The following is a 13,904-nucleotide window of genomic DNA, read 5'->3' as shown; positions in this document are numbered from 1 at the left end:
AGAATTACAGAATTTCCAGCAGCTCAACTTCAAAGATAAGCGCGCTGTATGGAGGGATGGAAGCACCCGCACCACGTTCGCCGTAAGCCAGGTTATGAGGGATGTACAACTCCCATTTAGAACCGACTGGCATCAGGGTCAGTGCTTCGATCCAGCCTGCGATCACGCCGTTAACCGGGAATTCAGCCGGTTCGCCACGTTGTACGGAGCTGTCGAACACGGTGCCGTCGATCAGTTTACCGGTGTAGTGAACGCGTACACGGTCCTGACGGCCCGGGATGGTGCCTTCGCCCTGAGTGATAACAGAGAATTGCAGACCGGACTCGGTGCTGCTCACGCCTTCGCGCTGTGCATTTGCAGCCAGGAATTCCTGACCCTGAACAGCCAGAGCTTCCTGACGTTCACGACGGACAGCATCAGCACGTTCGTGGACTTCACGCAGTGCGCGGTGAACCACATCAACAGGAACGGCTGGCGTATTCCCTTCCAGCGCGTCGCGTAAGCCTGCCAGCAGTGCGTCAGGCTCTAAGCCCTGCAAACCTGATTCCTGCAACTGTTGACCGACCTGCAGGCCGATACCGTAACTTGCCTGCGCTTCTACGCTGTCAAATGAAGGGGTAGTCATGAAATTTCCTTAGCTCTTAAAAATGTCGAAGGCGCAGCATAGCAGCGCAAGGCTTTTGGGTAAAATCCTCTGTGAGGCAACATGACGGCAGGCGCAGTTCCTTCCTCTTTTCGGGAAATTTTTCGCATTTGACGCCATTTAGCACATCGTTTGGGTGATATTTGTGCTTTGTCCCTTTCCGCATCAAGCAGTTAAACAGCTATACTAGGCAGCAACAGCCAGTAGAAATTGCGACAGTTAACAAGAGAGGTCGTCATGGGCAGAATCCCGCCCAGGAGAAGGAAAGCCATCCGTATTTATCAACCCATGTTGAGATCCTGGATTGCCATTATGAAAAGGCCATTGCGAGACACGTCAGCAAAGAGCGAAAGTGAAAGCGAAATTCAGGACGGCGTCACCGCTGAAACTGAAAAGCCGGCGGTCAGCCGGGGCAAAACACTGCTCAATAAAATCTGGCATCTGAGCGACGATTTCCAGTGGATGTCGCCACTGCCTTATGCGCATCGCCGCGGCATTATTCTTGCGGTACTGGTGATCCTTCTGGCACTGCTGTGGCCTTACACGCCTGAAAATACCTATGCCCCTGCGCAGCCGCAACAACCGACCAGCATCCCGATGCAGGCCGATTTGCGTAACGATCAGGGTCGCACCACGCAGATGGCACAGCCGGATCCTGTTTCGCCGCAAAGTAATGACAACAGCGGCGCATGGCGCAGTTATCAGGTGCAATCCGGTCAGACGCTGGCGCAGTTATTCCGCGATAACAATATGGCGGTCAATGATGTGTTTTCGATGGCAAGGGTTGAAGGCGCAGAAAAACCGCTGAGTACCCTGAAGACCGGGCAGGAAGTGAAAATTCAACGTGATGCACAGGGCGTGGTCACTGCTTTGCAGGTGACAACCGATCAAAACGTTACGGTGACATTTACCCGCCAGCCGGACGGTAGTTTCCAGCGCAGTAACTGATCCCGATTTTCAGGCGATACCTTTCCTTTCCGCTTTCCCAAACGCAGAAAAGCAAAACGCCGGCACATGGCCGGCGTTTCACAGGTTTACTTCAGCGCTATTACGCTTCAGCAACCACAACTACGTTCAGTTTAGCGAATACGTCGCTGTGTACCTGGAACTCAACTTCGTGTTCACCAGTGGTACGCAGAACGCCATTCGGCAAACGAACTTCGCTTTTAGCAACTTCAACGCCAGCAGCAGTTACTGCATCAGCGATATCGCGAGTACCGATAGAGCCGAACAGTTTGCCTTCGTCGCCTGATTTAGACGCGATGGTTACTGAACCCAGTTCGTTGATTTTAGTTGCGCGAGCTTCAGCAGCGTTCAGAACGTCAGCCAGTTTGGCTTCCAGTTCTGCACGACGCGCTTCGAAGAACTCAACGTTTTTCTTGGTAGCAGGAACAGCTTTGCCCTGTGGTACCAGGAAGTTACGAGCGTAGCCCGCTTTAACGTTAACTTGATCACCCAGGCTGCCCAGGTTTGCTACTTTATCAAGCAGAATAACTTGCATTACTTTATCCTCTCAAAGTCGTTAATAGACAGTGGCCGATTACTGATGACGATCAGTGTATGGCAACAATGAAAGGTAGCGAGCGCGCTTGATGCAACGAGCGAGCTGACGCTGGTATTTTGCACGAGTACCGGTAATACGGCTCGGGACAATTTTACCGCTTTCGGTAATGTAGTTTTTCAGTGTAGCGATGTCTTTGTAATCAATCTCTACAACGCCTTCCGCGGTGAAACGGCAGAACTTGCGACGACGGAAATAACGTGCCATTAGGCTAGTCTCCAGTATCTATCAAATCAATCTGCTCGGCATGTAACACCACTTTATTCAGTCCATTGCGCCCTTGATGGCAGCTAATGAATCCGGTAACAGTGAGTTGCGTGCCGACCGTTAAACTGTGAGTTAATGCTTGTGACGCTTGTCCACTGACAACCACGGGCATTCTGCACCATGCTTGTCGGTTAAATCCGGCTTCCTGCTGCGAGGATTTGTGTTCTAGCACAAACTGGCAGTGTGGAATGCCCGAAGGACTGACTTTACGAATGGGGGTCTTGCACACTGTGCCGGACAACACCAGACGATTCGCCGTCACGGCAATTACTCTTCAGAATCCCCAGCTTCAGCATCATCGTTAGCTTCAGCAAAATCTTCGCGGCGATCACGGCGCTCGTCTTTAGCTTTAACCATTGGAGATGCTTCAGTTACCGCGTGTTTAGTACGCATAACCATGCTACGGATAACGGCGTCGTTGAAGCGGAAGTTAGTTTCCAGCTCATCGATCGCTTCCTGCGGAGCTTCAACGTTCAGCAGAACGTAGTGAGCTTTGTGCAGTTTGTTGATCGGGTAAGCCAGTTGACGGCGGCCCCAGTCTTCCAGACGGTGAATCTGACCAGCAGCGTTAGTGATTACTGCACTGTAACGCTCGATCATGCCCGGAACCTGTTCGCTTTGGTCAGGGTGAACCATAAAAACGATTTCGTAATGACGCATCGAATTGCTCCTTACGGATTATTCAGCCTCCTGTCAGGGTCAACCGCGGCCCATGGAAGCAAGGAACGTGTTTGTGTGCGGTCGAAAAAATGACGCGCAATTATATGTACAGCCTGTGGGAAACTCAAGGAGAAAGGCAGATTAATTTCTCTACAGCTTCGCTGCGAAGAATGTCGTAGCTTCTGCCAGCGCATGAACCGAGACTTTATGCTTCGCGCCCGCTTCAGAAATAAAGGTCAGATTGGCATCCGCGCCGCTTTCTGCCAGTTCCTGCCGCAACCGCTGGCTTTCAGCAAAGGGGACGACATCATCTTCTTCGCCATGCCAGACAAACAACGGAACATCGGCGATTAACGCTGCTTTTCCGCCGATATCCAGACTGAGTAAAGGGGCGACTTCGCGTTCGAACACATCACGCGATACGATGTCCCCGGCGTTGTAAGCAGGGAAAAGGTGGTGCGATAGACGGGTGAAATAACCTGAGCCCATCAGGTTCGCTGCCACTTTCACCCACGGGAATTTCACCAGCGCCGCCATGGTGGTCATTCCGCCCATCGAGACACCGCCGACGCCTAAACGCTGCGGGTCTGCCAGACCACGTCCGACAAACACCTCTTTAAGTATTGCCAGCTCATCGATGTTATTTTGCAAAATGCTCCAGAAATTCGCCACGGTTCTGGCCTCATTTTTTTCTGCGCGGGCACCGTGCATTAATGCATCAGGCAAGATCACGCGAAAACCCGCTTTTGCCAGCGTGTAACCGAAATAGGAATAAATTTCTTTGGATGACAGAAAACCGTGATAGAAAAAAATCGTCGGGAGCTGTTGCTGATACTGCCCGGCGGGTACTGCGTGGATCACCTGGATCCCCTCAACAGTTTCTTCGTGCATCTCTACCATCGTGAATTCCCCTGCGCATTTAGAAAAATATATGGCGTTACTGTGTTCTGACATTCTACGGGTCTGCAAACCGGCGACCACTCCCTTTTTCGTATAATTTATAACCCGTTATGCTCAATTCTGATTTTCAGTACCACTGGCTTTAATTAAAATTCATATATTCACCATTATTTCATTGATTCAGATCAATTTTTATTGAAATAACCAGTTACATTTGATCATTAATCCTTTCCTGTTTTTCGCCGTTAGTGCGCTATCAGAAGCTAACGGAAAAATCCCATGAAAACGTCATCAAAACGCGCCTTTCGCCGCTGGAGCATTGGCGCAAAACTGGCCAGCATCGCCTCTTTACTGGTCGGCTCGTTATTTATTATTTTCACTTTGTCACTGACTCACTCCGCCGGAAGGCAGGTGAATACACTTGCCGTCAACGCCATTTCAGAGCAGGTCACCGGTGTGGTAGACATGATTGAAATGTACAACGCCAGTCTGAATGCCGAAGTGGACAGCTACACGCGGTTGTTCAGCCATTTCCTGCCGTCAGATTTCGAGCTGGATACCACCAGTCCGGTAATGGTCGGTGAACAATCTGCACCGGTCATTAAAGCCGGCGGGTTGCCGCTAAATCTCGACAGCAAAATTCCCGATGACTTTCTGGCGCGCACCGGCGCAATTTCCACCGTATTTGCACGCCGCGGCGATGACTTTATCCGCGTGACGACTTCGCTGAAAAAACAAGACGGCAACCGCGCTATCGGCACCCTGCTCGACAATACCAGCCCCGCTTATGCGCAAATTATGGCAGGGCAATCTTTCAGCGGGCTGACCACGCTGTTTGGCAAAAAATACATCACCAAATATCAGCCGGTGCGCGATGCGCAGGGCAGCGTCATTGGGATTTTGTTCGTGGGTGTGGATATCACGCAGGAATATGCCGACATGCGTCAGAAAATCCTCTCCAAACGCATTGGCGAGAAAGGCTATTTCTTTGTGCTCAACAGCGCACCCGGTAAAGATCTCGGTAAATATCTGGTGCATTCCACTGATGAAGGAAAAACGCCAGCGTGGCCTGAAGGCGAACTGCAACAGGTGATGGCGCAGCCGAAAGGCCAGCGCGAGTACACAGACACGGCCACTCATCACCAGCAATTTATGGTCTACGCGAATGTTCCCGCGTGGCACTGGGTCGTGGTCGGCAGCACGGATAAAGACAGCCTGATGGAGCAGGTGAACAGTACGCGTAATCACTTCCTGCTGATCAGCCTGCTGGCGCTGGCCTGTTTCGCCGCGCTGTTCATCTGGCTGACGCGCAAGCTGGTCAGCCGCCCGCTCAGCGACGTCGTGAGTATCGCGCAGCAATATGCCAGTGGTGACCTGCGCGCACGGGCACAAACGCAGCGCGTAGATGAAATTGGTGCGCTGATGCATGCGATAGACGGTATTGGTCACGGGCTGGAAAAAATTGTCGGCGAGGTACGGCAGGTTTCGTCTGAAATCATGCTCAACACGCAAGGACTGGCGCACGACAGCGAGCAGATCAATCAGCAGATCGGCACGCAGGCCAGCAGCCTGGAAGAAACGTCCGCCAGCATGGAGCAGATCACCGCTACTGTGCAGAATACGGCGGATAACGCCACGCAGGCGACTCAGCTGGTGCAGCAGACCGACAAAGCCGCCACCGTTGGCGCTGATGCGGTGAATCAGTCGGTTGAAAGCATGGAGGCCATTAAGCACGCCTCAACGCGCATCGCGGATATCACCACAGTTATCGAAGGCATCGCCTTCCAGACCAATATTCTGGCGCTGAACGCCGCCGTAGAAGCCGCCAGAGCCGGTGAACATGGTCGTGGCTTTGCGGTGGTCGCCTCGGAAGTCCGGGCACTGGCGCAGCGCAGTTCTAATGCGGTTAAAGAGATTGAAAATCTGGTCGCCGATTCCCTGAGCAAAGTCGAAGACGGGCATCAGAGTGCTGCTAAAACGCAGGCGAATATGAGCAACATATTGCAGGGGATCCGTCAGGTGAAAGTGCTGATGAGCGATATCGATGTGGCGTCGCACGAACAATCCTCCGGCATTTCGCAGGTGAATATCGCCATTATGCAGATTGGCAAAGCTACACAGGAGAACGCCACTCTGGTCGAAAACTCACAGCAGACTGCCGCGGCGCTCAGCGAACAAGGGCGACACCTCTCAAAACTGGTCAGCGTCTTCAAAATTTCAGAACGTTAAGCCGTGAATTGCGCGGCAATAAACACCGCGCGGACTCGCCAGCAGACCGGTGAAAGGGCTACACTTCAGGGTATCGCCCTTTTACCGGATATCACGATGAAATCCCTCCGAATCTCCGCTGTGTTACTGTTACTCGTTGCGTTAAGCGGTTGCAGTAATCTGATGCACACCACGCCGGTTCCTCCGCCCGCCGTGACAGCCAAAGCGCAGGAAATAACCCGTGCGCAGACGTCCACACTCACCAAAATTGGCAGCATCACGGTCGATGTGATTGGCAGCCCGATGGATGCAGAAGCAGAAGTTCAGCGCCGCGCCGATGCTGCGGGTGCGCATTACTACGTGATCATGTTTAACAGCGAAACCATTATTCCCGGCCGCTGGTATTCACAGGCCACACTCTACCGCTGATTATTCAGCGCCGATCGCGCGGTTAAGCAACAGCTGGCACAAACGTTCCGGCAACTGCGTTTCGCCGCGCGGATCGAGCACCATTCTGCACCAGGCGTCCGCCACCGGTGGCGAAGCAAATTCCAGCATCTGTGTTGCCGTCATCAGGTTGAACAGCTGACCGGTCAGCCAGCGCCCGTGCGCTTCTTCCGCTGTACGCAGACGTTGTAAAAACTGACGGGAGGCGCGGTCAAATATACGGTTTTGGCCGCGAGCCTGATACAAGACCTGTTGCAGCATTTCTCCGCTGGCGGGCAGTTTTTTGAACGTGCGCAGCACATCCAGACACATCACATTCCCCGAGCCTTCCCAGATGCTGTTGACCGGCATTTCACGATACAAACGCGGCAACTCGCTGTCTTCGCAATATCCAATCCCGCCCAGCACTTCCATCGCCTCAGCCACAAACGGCATTCCCTGACGGCACACTTCAAATTTGGCGGCAGGTGTCAGCAACCGGCACAGCAGCTGTTCTGCCGGATTATCGTGCGCGCCAGACGCCGCAGCCAGACGCATCAGCAACATCGTCTGCCCTTCCAGCAACAGCGCCATGCGGCTCAGCGTCTGACGCATCAGCGGTTGTTCAATAAGAGGTTTACCAAAAACCTGCCGCTGGAAGGCGTGGTAAAGCGCTACCGACAACGCCCGGCGCATCATGGCGTGGCTGCCCAGCGCGCAGTCAAAGCGCGTATGACCGCCCATTTTCAGGATATGGCGGATGCCCTCGCCCTCTTCGCCCAGCAGCCAGCCGGTGGCATTCTGAAACTCCACTTCGCTGCTGGCGTTCGAACGGTTACCCAGTTTGTCTTTCAGCCGCTCAATGCGGATCGCATTGCGTGTTCCGTCTGGCAAAACTCTCGGCATAAAGAAACAGGAAAGTCCGCCATCAGTCTGCGCCAGTACCAGATGCGCGTCGCTTTGCGGCACAGAGAAAAACCATTTATGGCCGAGCAGATGATAAGGCTTTCCGCTGCCACGCCCCTCGAGCGCCATCGCCCGCGTGGTGTTGCTGAGGACATCGGACCCGCCCTGCTTCTCGGTCATGCCCATGCCGATCAGCACGCCTTTCTTCTGGTCGCCGGATTGCAGATGCGGATCATAACGATCGGATAACAGCGGTTTCAGCCAGCCTCTGAATTCCGGCGGCAGCGTTTTTTGCAGCAACGGGATCGCGCCGAATGTCATGGTCACCGGGCATAACGTTCCCGCTTCAACCTGACCGTGAAGAATAAATCGCGCTGCACGGGCTACTGCCGAACCGATACGCGCATCTTCCTGCCACGGCAAATTATGCACACGGTTGGCGATCAGCCCCTGCATCAGCAGATGCCAGGCGGGATGAAAACGAACGTCGTCCAGACGCTCACCGCAGGAGTCATAACGTAAAAGCTCCGGTGGATTGGTATTCGCCAGCCTGCCCAGCTCCAGCGATTCCGCAGAGCCTAACTGCTGCCCGAGCGACGCCAGCACATCAGCATCCCATCCCGCCTGCTGACGGGAAACCGCTTCGCGCAGCGGAGTATCGGAAAGGAATAAGTTACTGTTACTCAGTGGCTTGGGCTGATTAAAAACCCGATGTGTTTCCCAGTTCATCGCCTGCTCCCCGTTAAAAGGATATGGCCTAAGTATGGTAAAAATCGGGGAATTAACAGACGGGCAGATCACAAAGGCAGAAATGCAAACGGGAGCCCTGAGGCTCCCGTTTAATCAACAGCTGAGAAAGCAGAAATCAGCTTTTCTTCAGACCACGCTGGCGTACCGCTTCGAACAGGCAAACGCCGGTCGCGACAGAAACGTTCAGGGAAGACACGCTGCCCGCCATCGGGATGCTGATCAGCTCGTCGCAATGTTCGCGGGTCAGACGGCGCATACCTTCGCCCTCTGCGCCCATCACCAACGCCATCGGGCCGGTCATTTTGCTCTGGAACAGATCGTGATCGGCTTCACCGGCGGTACCGACGATCCAGACATTGTGTTCCTGCAACACGCGCAAAGTACGCGCCAGATTGGTCACGTTGATCAACGGCACGTTTTCAGCTGCGCCGCTGGCGACTTTTTTGGCGGTCGCATTCAGTTTGGCAGAACGGTCGCGCGGGACGATCACCGCGTGAACACCGGCTGCATCCGCAGTACGCAGACAAGCGCCCAGGTTATGCGGATCGGTGACGCCATCCAGAACCAGCAGGAACGGACAATCGAGGCTTTCCAGTAATGCAGGCAGGTCGTTTTCCTGATACTGACGACCTTCACGCACGCGCGCAATGATGCCCTGATGCACGGCGCCTTCGGATTTATCATCCAGCCACTGACGGCTCGCCACCTGGATCACAATACCGCTGGCTTCCAGCTCGTCGATCAGCGGTTTCAGGCGTTTATCATCGCGGCCTTTCAGGATGAAGACTTCCAGAAAGCGTTGCGGATCGTTATCGAGTAAGGCTTTAACGGAATGGATACCGTAGATAATTTCGCTCATGATGCTCTTTAAAATAGACTTGCGGACAGCAAGCTGTCCGCAAGTTAACAGGGATTGCGGGCGATTCTATCATACCCTTCATCATTCATGCTGCAGATGCGTTGGCGGCACTCAGTCACCCGAATCACTTACCTGAGTAAGCTCATCGGGATTCCTTCGTTTGCCGCCTTCCTGCAACCTGAATGCTTTCGGGTAGAATACCAGCCCGTCTGGCTTAGCTTTCTGCTGACTTTTTCTTCGCGCGTTTGGCTCTGGTTGCCGCAGCAATTTTTGCTGTTTTATCAGAAGGCTTTTTAGCTTTCTTCGGCTTGCCGTCTTTACCGACCGCGCTTACCGCTTTCTCTTTCTTCGGCTTGGCGGGTTTCGCGTCATCTTTGCGGAAGGCGCTGTCCGGCTCAAAGTTCACGTTTTTCTTACCGGTGCGACGACGGCCGGCGTTGGCCGGTGCTGCGGAACGCATAGAACGCTCGCCGCCTTTTTTAGCGCGATCACGTGCGGTTTTACCTTCACCACGCGCTTTGCGGGTGCTGGAAACCAGCGCGAAATCGATTTTACGCTCGTCCATATGCACGGCTTCAACACGGATTTCGACGGTATCGCCGAGGCGGTAAACGGCACCGGAAGACTCGCCGACCAGACGCTGGCCGATGTTATCGTAGCGGTAGTAATCGTTGTCGAGCGAGGACACATGCACCAGCCCGTCGATGAACAGATCGTTGAGGCGCACGAAGAAGCCGAAGCCGGTCACGCTGGCGATGATGCCGGTGAAGACTTCACCCACGTGATCCTGCATAAAGTCACATTTCAGCCAGTCCGCCACGTTACGGGTCGCTTCGTCCGCACGGCGTTCTGCCATCGAACAATGCTCGCCTAACTGCAACATGTCTTCGTAATCACTGTGCCAGCCGCCGGTTGGCGTCCAGCGATCTTTCAACGTGCCGTGCTCTTTCGCCAGCAGGTACTTGATCGCACGGTGCAGCGCCAGATCCGGATAACGACGGATTGGTGAAGTGAAGTGTCCGTAAGATTGTAACGCCAGACCAAAGTGGCCACGGTTTTCCGGATCGTAAATCGCCTGTTTCATCGAACGCAGCAACATGGTTTGCAGCATTTCGCGGTCAGGACGATCGGCCAGTTCATCCATGATCTGAGCGTAATCTTTCGGCTCAGGTTTCATGCCACCGCCCATCACCAGACCCAGTTCGCCCAGCACGCTTTTTAGCGCAGAAATATGGTCATCACTTGGACGGTCATGCACACGGAACAGCGCCGGTTCATTATGTTTTTCAACAAAACGCGCCGCAGCAATGTTCGCCAGGATCATGCATTCTTCAATCAGTTTGTGGGCGTCGTTACGCACGGTCGGTTCGACACGTTCGATACGGCGCTCGGCATTGAAGATGAATTTCGCTTCTTCGGTTTCGAATGCGATACCGCCACGTTCTGCACGCGCCTGATCCAGCACTTTGTACATGGTGTGCAGTTCAAGCAAATGCTTAACCAGCGGCGAATACTGCTCGCGCAGCTCCGGATCGCCTTCGATGATGCGCCAGACTTTGTTGTACGTCAGACGCGCGTGGGAGCTCATCACCGCTTCGTAGAATTTAGAGCTGGTCAGTTTGCCCTGCGCGGAGATAGTCATCTCACAGACCATACACAGGCGGTCTACCTGCGGGTTCAGGGAGCACAGGCCATTGGACAGCACTTCCGGCAGCATCGGGACAACCTGCGACGGGAAGTAAACGGACGTCGCGCGGCTGCGGGCTTCGTCGTCCAGCGCGGTGCCGTGACGGACGTAATAGCTCACGTCGGCGATGGCGACCCACAGGCGCCAGCCACCGCCGCGTTTTTTCTCACAGTACACGGCGTCATCGAAGTCACGCGCGTCTTCACCGTCAATGGTAACCAGCGGCAGGCTGCGTAAATCGACACGGCCTTTTTTCGCTTCTTCCGGCACCTGTTCGCTCAGATCTTCGACCTGTTTCAGAACCTGTGGCGGCCAGACGTGCGGAATTTCATGGGTGCGCAGCGCGATATCTACCGCCATGCTGGTACCCATTTTATCGCCGAGGACTTCAACGATTTTACCCACCGCTTTGGTCCGGCGGGTCGGACGCTGAGTCAGTTCAACAACAACCATATAGCCCATGCGCGCACCGTTAATGGCGTCGGCCGGGATCAGGATGTCAAAGCTCAGACGACTGTCGTCGGGCACCACAAAACCGGCACCGGCATCAGTAAAGTAACGGCCAACAATCTGGCTGGTTTTCGGCACCAGAACACGCACAATGCGCGCTTCACGGCGGCCTTTACGGTCGGTGCCGACCGGCTGTGCCAGAACCACGTCGCCGTGGATGCACATTTTCATTTGTTCGGCAGAAAGATAGACATCGTCTTTCTTCACGCCTTCGAGGCGCAGGAATCCGTAACCATCGCGATGGCCGATAACCGTGCCTTTCAGCAAGTCCAGACGCTCCGGCAGCGCGTAGCACTGGCGGCGGGTGAAGACTAACTGGCCATCACGTTCCATCGCGCGCAGACGACGGCGCAGGGCTTCCAGCGCTTCTTCTCCGGACAGATTCAGTTCGTTACCGATTTCTTCCCGGCTGGCTGGGGTTTCACGTTTCGCGAGATGTTCCAGAATGAATTCACGGCTGGGAATAGGTGATTCGTATTTTTCTGCTTCTCGTTCCAGGAATGGATCATGTGACATAGCGGTTCCTCCGTTGTCATCAGCAGTTTGTTGAAAGTCTTTCATTCAACAAGCAATAATTTGTAGAGCGTTGAGTTGTCTTTGACCATATCGGCCAGAGTGTACTGATTCAGCTCATCAAGAAAATGTTCTACAGCAGTGTGCAGGACTTGTTTTAGCCGGCATGCAGGCGTGATATGACAAAAGTCGCTGGCGCAATTGACCAGCGAAAGAGGTTCCAGTTCGCGCACCACGTCGCCAATGCGAATGGTCTCTGCGGGCTTGCCCAGTTTGATCCCTCCGTTCTTTCCGCGAACGGCAGTCACCAGGCCAGCACGGCTCAACTGATTAATGATTTTCACCATGTGGTTGCGCGATACACCGTAAACCTCGGTGACCTGCGAAATATTGGTCATCTGATCATCCGGCAACGAAGCCATATAAATCAACGCTCTCAAACCATAATCAGTAAAACTCGTTAACTGCACACATACCTCTGGGTAGCTATTTACCCGGTCTTTCCACGTCAGCCATGCCAACAGGGTGAAGATGATTGTTTATTATGACACTTTGATGATAAACCAGCCGCGAACTTTGCAGCTAATCATTTAGATAGTGGATGGTTTATGGAAAGTACACAAGAGAAGGGATTCACAAAAAAATAAACCGGGCAGTTTTGCCCGGTTATGACGTTTTTACGCAATCAGCTCAGGCTGTTATGCGTCAAACGGGTCGCGCAGGATCATGGTTTCGCTACGATCCGGGCCAGTAGAGATAATATCGACCGGCACTTCTGTCAGCTCTTCAATACGCTTGATGTAGTTCAACGCTGCCTGTGGCAGGTTTTCTACTTCTTTCACGCCGAAGGTGGTTTCGGTCCAGCCAGGCATGATTTCGTAAATTGGCTCGATACCTTCCCAGCCTTCAGCAGCCAGCGGAGTGGTGGTCATTTCGCGGCCATCAGGCATACGGTAACCGACACACAGCTTCACTTCTTTCAGACCGTCCAGCACGTCCAGTTTGGTCAGACAGAAACCAGACAGGGAGTTGATCTGCACAGAACGACGCACGGCCACGATGTCCAGCCAGCCACAACGACGGCTACGGCCAGTGGTCGCGCCAAACTCGTTACCTTGCTTACGCAGGAACTCGCCAGTTTCGTCGAACAGTTCCGTCGGGAACGGACCTGCACCCACGCGGGTGGAGTAAGCTTTAACGATGCCCAGAACATAATCAACGTAACGCGGACCAATACCTGAACCAGTAGCGACGCCGCCAGCGGTGGTGTTGGAAGAGGTCACGTACGGATAAGTCCCGTGGTCGATGTCCAGAAGCGTACCTTGTGCGCCTTCAAACATGATCAGGTCGCCACGCTTACGCGCGCCATCCAGCAGCTCAGACACGTCAACAACCATAGCCGTCAGGATGTCGGCGATAGCCAGGACATCATCCAACGTTTTCTGGAAATCAACGGCTTCTACTTTGTAGTAGTTAACCAGCTGGAAGTTATGGTAATCGATGATTTCTTTCAGCTTGATAGCGAAAGTTTCTTTGTTGAAGAGATCGCCAACGCGCAGACCGCGACGGGCAACTTTATCTTCATAAGCCGGGCCGATACCACGACCGGTAGTGCCGATCGCTTTATCGCCACGCGCTTTTTCACGCGCCATGTCGAGCGCGACATGGTAAGGCAAGATCAGCGGGCAAGCTTCAGACAGTAACAGACGTTCGCGTACAGGGATGCCACGAGCTTCAAGTTCGCCCATTTCTTTCATCAACGCGTCAGGCGCCAGAACAACACCGTTGCCGATGATGCTGGTCACGTTTTCACGCAGAATGCCAGAAGGAATTAAATGAAGAACGGTTTTTTCACCGTTGATAACCAGAGTGTGACCGGCGTTGTGACCGCCCTGATAGCGCACAACATATTTAGCCCGTTCAGTAAGCAGGTCTACGACCTTGCCTTTCCCTTCATCACCCCATTGAGTGCCGAGTACGACGACGTTCTTACCCATCTCAAGAATCACCAGGT

The 13,904-nt window shown here is 53.8% G+C and carries 14 protein-coding genes; 3 read left to right on the top strand and 11 right to left on the bottom strand.

All coding sequences use genetic code 11. The annotated features are described in order from the left end of the window. Window positions 1-4 precede the first annotated feature (4 nt). Entirely contained in the window at window positions 5-625 is a 621-nt protein-coding gene (fklB, locus tag EC840_RS13405) for an FKBP-type peptidyl-prolyl cis-trans isomerase (protein ID WP_037034256.1), read from the bottom strand. 255 nt (window positions 626-880) lie between these two features. Between fklB and EC840_RS13400 the strand changes: the two genes are divergently transcribed. After that, complete coding sequence (locus EC840_RS13400; RefSeq protein ID WP_113877093.1) at window positions 881-1,591, top strand: LysM-like peptidoglycan-binding domain-containing protein; 711 nt, start codon at window positions 881-883, stop codon at window positions 1,589-1,591. Window positions 1,592-1,691: 100 nt separating this feature from the next. On the opposite strand, the gene rplI is transcribed toward EC840_RS13400, so the two are convergent. The 5 genes from rplI to yjfP all read right to left on the bottom strand — a co-directional run bounded on the left by rplI (window position 1,692) and on the right by yjfP (window position 4,031). Then, window positions 1,692-2,144, bottom strand: coding sequence for a 50S ribosomal protein L9 (rplI, locus tag EC840_RS13395; RefSeq protein WP_013573778.1), 453 nt, complete (start codon window positions 2,142-2,144; stop codon window positions 1,692-1,694). A 39-nt stretch (window positions 2,145-2,183) separates the two neighbouring features. Continuing rightward, entirely contained in the window at window positions 2,184-2,411 is a 228-nt protein-coding gene (gene rpsR, locus EC840_RS13390; protein WP_002210155.1) for a 30S ribosomal protein S18, read from the bottom strand. A gap of 4 nt (window positions 2,412-2,415) precedes the next feature. After that, window positions 2,416-2,733 carry a primosomal replication protein N gene (gene priB, locus EC840_RS13385; RefSeq protein WP_095923688.1) on the bottom strand — a complete coding sequence of 106 codons (318 nt, stop codon included), beginning with the start codon at window positions 2,731-2,733 and terminating at the stop codon, window positions 2,416-2,418. Window positions 2,734-2,738: 5 nt separating this feature from the next. Beyond that, window positions 2,739-3,131: a 30S ribosomal protein S6 gene (gene rpsF, locus EC840_RS13380; RefSeq protein ID WP_013573776.1), complete on the bottom strand. Its 393-nt coding sequence runs from the start codon at window positions 3,129-3,131 to the stop codon at window positions 2,739-2,741. Between the two features lie 150 nt (window positions 3,132-3,281). Beyond that, window positions 3,282-4,031, bottom strand: coding sequence for an esterase (gene yjfP / locus EC840_RS13375; protein WP_132965708.1), 750 nt, complete (start codon window positions 4,029-4,031; stop codon window positions 3,282-3,284). A gap of 279 nt (window positions 4,032-4,310) precedes the next feature. Here yjfP and EC840_RS13370 point away from each other — a divergent pair, with 279 nt between their 5' ends. Next, complete coding sequence (locus EC840_RS13370; RefSeq protein WP_132965706.1) at window positions 4,311-6,260, top strand: methyl-accepting chemotaxis protein; 1,950 nt, start codon at window positions 4,311-4,313, stop codon at window positions 6,258-6,260. A 96-nt stretch (window positions 6,261-6,356) separates the two neighbouring features. Next, the gene (bsmA, locus tag EC840_RS13365) at window positions 6,357-6,668 is read left to right on the top strand and encodes a biofilm peroxide resistance protein BsmA (protein WP_132965704.1); all 312 of its coding nucleotides are present in this window, start codon (window positions 6,357-6,359) and stop codon (window positions 6,666-6,668) included. Here the strand turns inward: bsmA and EC840_RS13360 are convergent, their stop codons facing one another. The 5 genes from EC840_RS13360 to EC840_RS13340 all read right to left on the bottom strand — a co-directional run bounded on the left by EC840_RS13360 (window position 6,669) and on the right by EC840_RS13340 (window position 13,887). Continuing rightward, on the bottom strand, window positions 6,669-8,300 hold the full coding sequence (locus tag EC840_RS13360; protein WP_132965702.1) for an isovaleryl-CoA dehydrogenase: 1,632 nt from the start codon (window positions 8,298-8,300) through the stop codon (window positions 6,669-6,671). A 136-nt stretch (window positions 8,301-8,436) separates the two neighbouring features. After that, complete coding sequence (rlmB, locus tag EC840_RS13355; RefSeq protein WP_095923693.1) at window positions 8,437-9,180, bottom strand: 23S rRNA (guanosine(2251)-2'-O)-methyltransferase RlmB; 744 nt, start codon at window positions 9,178-9,180, stop codon at window positions 8,437-8,439. A 214-nt stretch (window positions 9,181-9,394) separates the two neighbouring features. Further along, complete coding sequence (gene rnr / locus EC840_RS13350; protein ID WP_129639340.1) at window positions 9,395-11,893, bottom strand: ribonuclease R; 2,499 nt, start codon at window positions 11,891-11,893, stop codon at window positions 9,395-9,397. Between the two features lie 41 nt (window positions 11,894-11,934). Then, a complete protein-coding gene (nsrR, locus tag EC840_RS13345; protein WP_013573769.1) occupies window positions 11,935-12,360 on the bottom strand; it encodes a nitric oxide-sensing transcriptional repressor NsrR in 426 nt (141 codons plus the stop codon). A gap of 228 nt (window positions 12,361-12,588) precedes the next feature. Then, window positions 12,589-13,887 (bottom strand): adenylosuccinate synthase, encoded by a 1,299-nt coding sequence (locus tag EC840_RS13340; protein WP_113877088.1) that lies wholly within the window; start codon window positions 13,885-13,887, stop codon window positions 12,589-12,591. Window positions 13,888-13,904 lie beyond the last annotated feature (17 nt).

It is taken from the genome of Rahnella sp. JUb53 (genome assembly GCF_004346065.1).
GTDB lineage: Bacteria > Pseudomonadota > Gammaproteobacteria > Enterobacterales > Enterobacteriaceae > Rahnella > Rahnella variigena.
Note: the sequence above shows the minus strand (reverse complement) of the source record. Positions and strands in the feature narration are given on the sequence as shown.

Bases quoted from the DNA above. Each gene is read 5' to 3' on its own strand.
- fklB (WP_037034256.1), bottom strand. From the start codon at position 625: ATGACTACCCCTTCATTTGACAGCGTAGAAGCGCAGGCAAGTTACGGT.
- EC840_RS13400 (WP_113877093.1), top strand. From the start codon at position 881: ATGGGCAGAATCCCGCCCAGGAGAAGGAAAGCCATCCGTATTTATCAA.
- rplI (WP_013573778.1), bottom strand. From the start codon at position 2,144: ATGCAAGTTATTCTGCTTGATAAAGTAGCAAACCTGGGCAGCCTGGGT.
- rpsR (WP_002210155.1), bottom strand. From the start codon at position 2,411: ATGGCACGTTATTTCCGTCGTCGCAAGTTCTGCCGTTTCACCGCGGAA.
- rpsF (WP_013573776.1), bottom strand. From the start codon at position 3,131: ATGCGTCATTACGAAATCGTTTTTATGGTTCACCCTGACCAAAGCGAA.
- yjfP (WP_132965708.1), bottom strand. From the start codon at position 4,031: ATGGTAGAGATGCACGAAGAAACTGTTGAGGGGATCCAGGTGATCCAC.
- EC840_RS13370 (WP_132965706.1), top strand. From the start codon at position 4,311: ATGAAAACGTCATCAAAACGCGCCTTTCGCCGCTGGAGCATTGGCGCA.
- bsmA (WP_132965704.1), top strand. From the start codon at position 6,357: ATGAAATCCCTCCGAATCTCCGCTGTGTTACTGTTACTCGTTGCGTTA.
- EC840_RS13360 (WP_132965702.1), bottom strand. From the start codon at position 8,300: ATGAACTGGGAAACACATCGGGTTTTTAATCAGCCCAAGCCACTGAGT.
- rlmB (WP_095923693.1), bottom strand. From the start codon at position 9,180: ATGAGCGAAATTATCTACGGTATCCATTCCGTTAAAGCCTTACTCGAT.
- rnr (WP_129639340.1), bottom strand. From the start codon at position 11,893: ATGTCACATGATCCATTCCTGGAACGAGAAGCAGAAAAATACGAATCA.
- EC840_RS13340 (WP_113877088.1), bottom strand. From the start codon at position 13,887: ATGGGTAAGAACGTCGTCGTACTCGGCACTCAATGGGGTGATGAAGGG.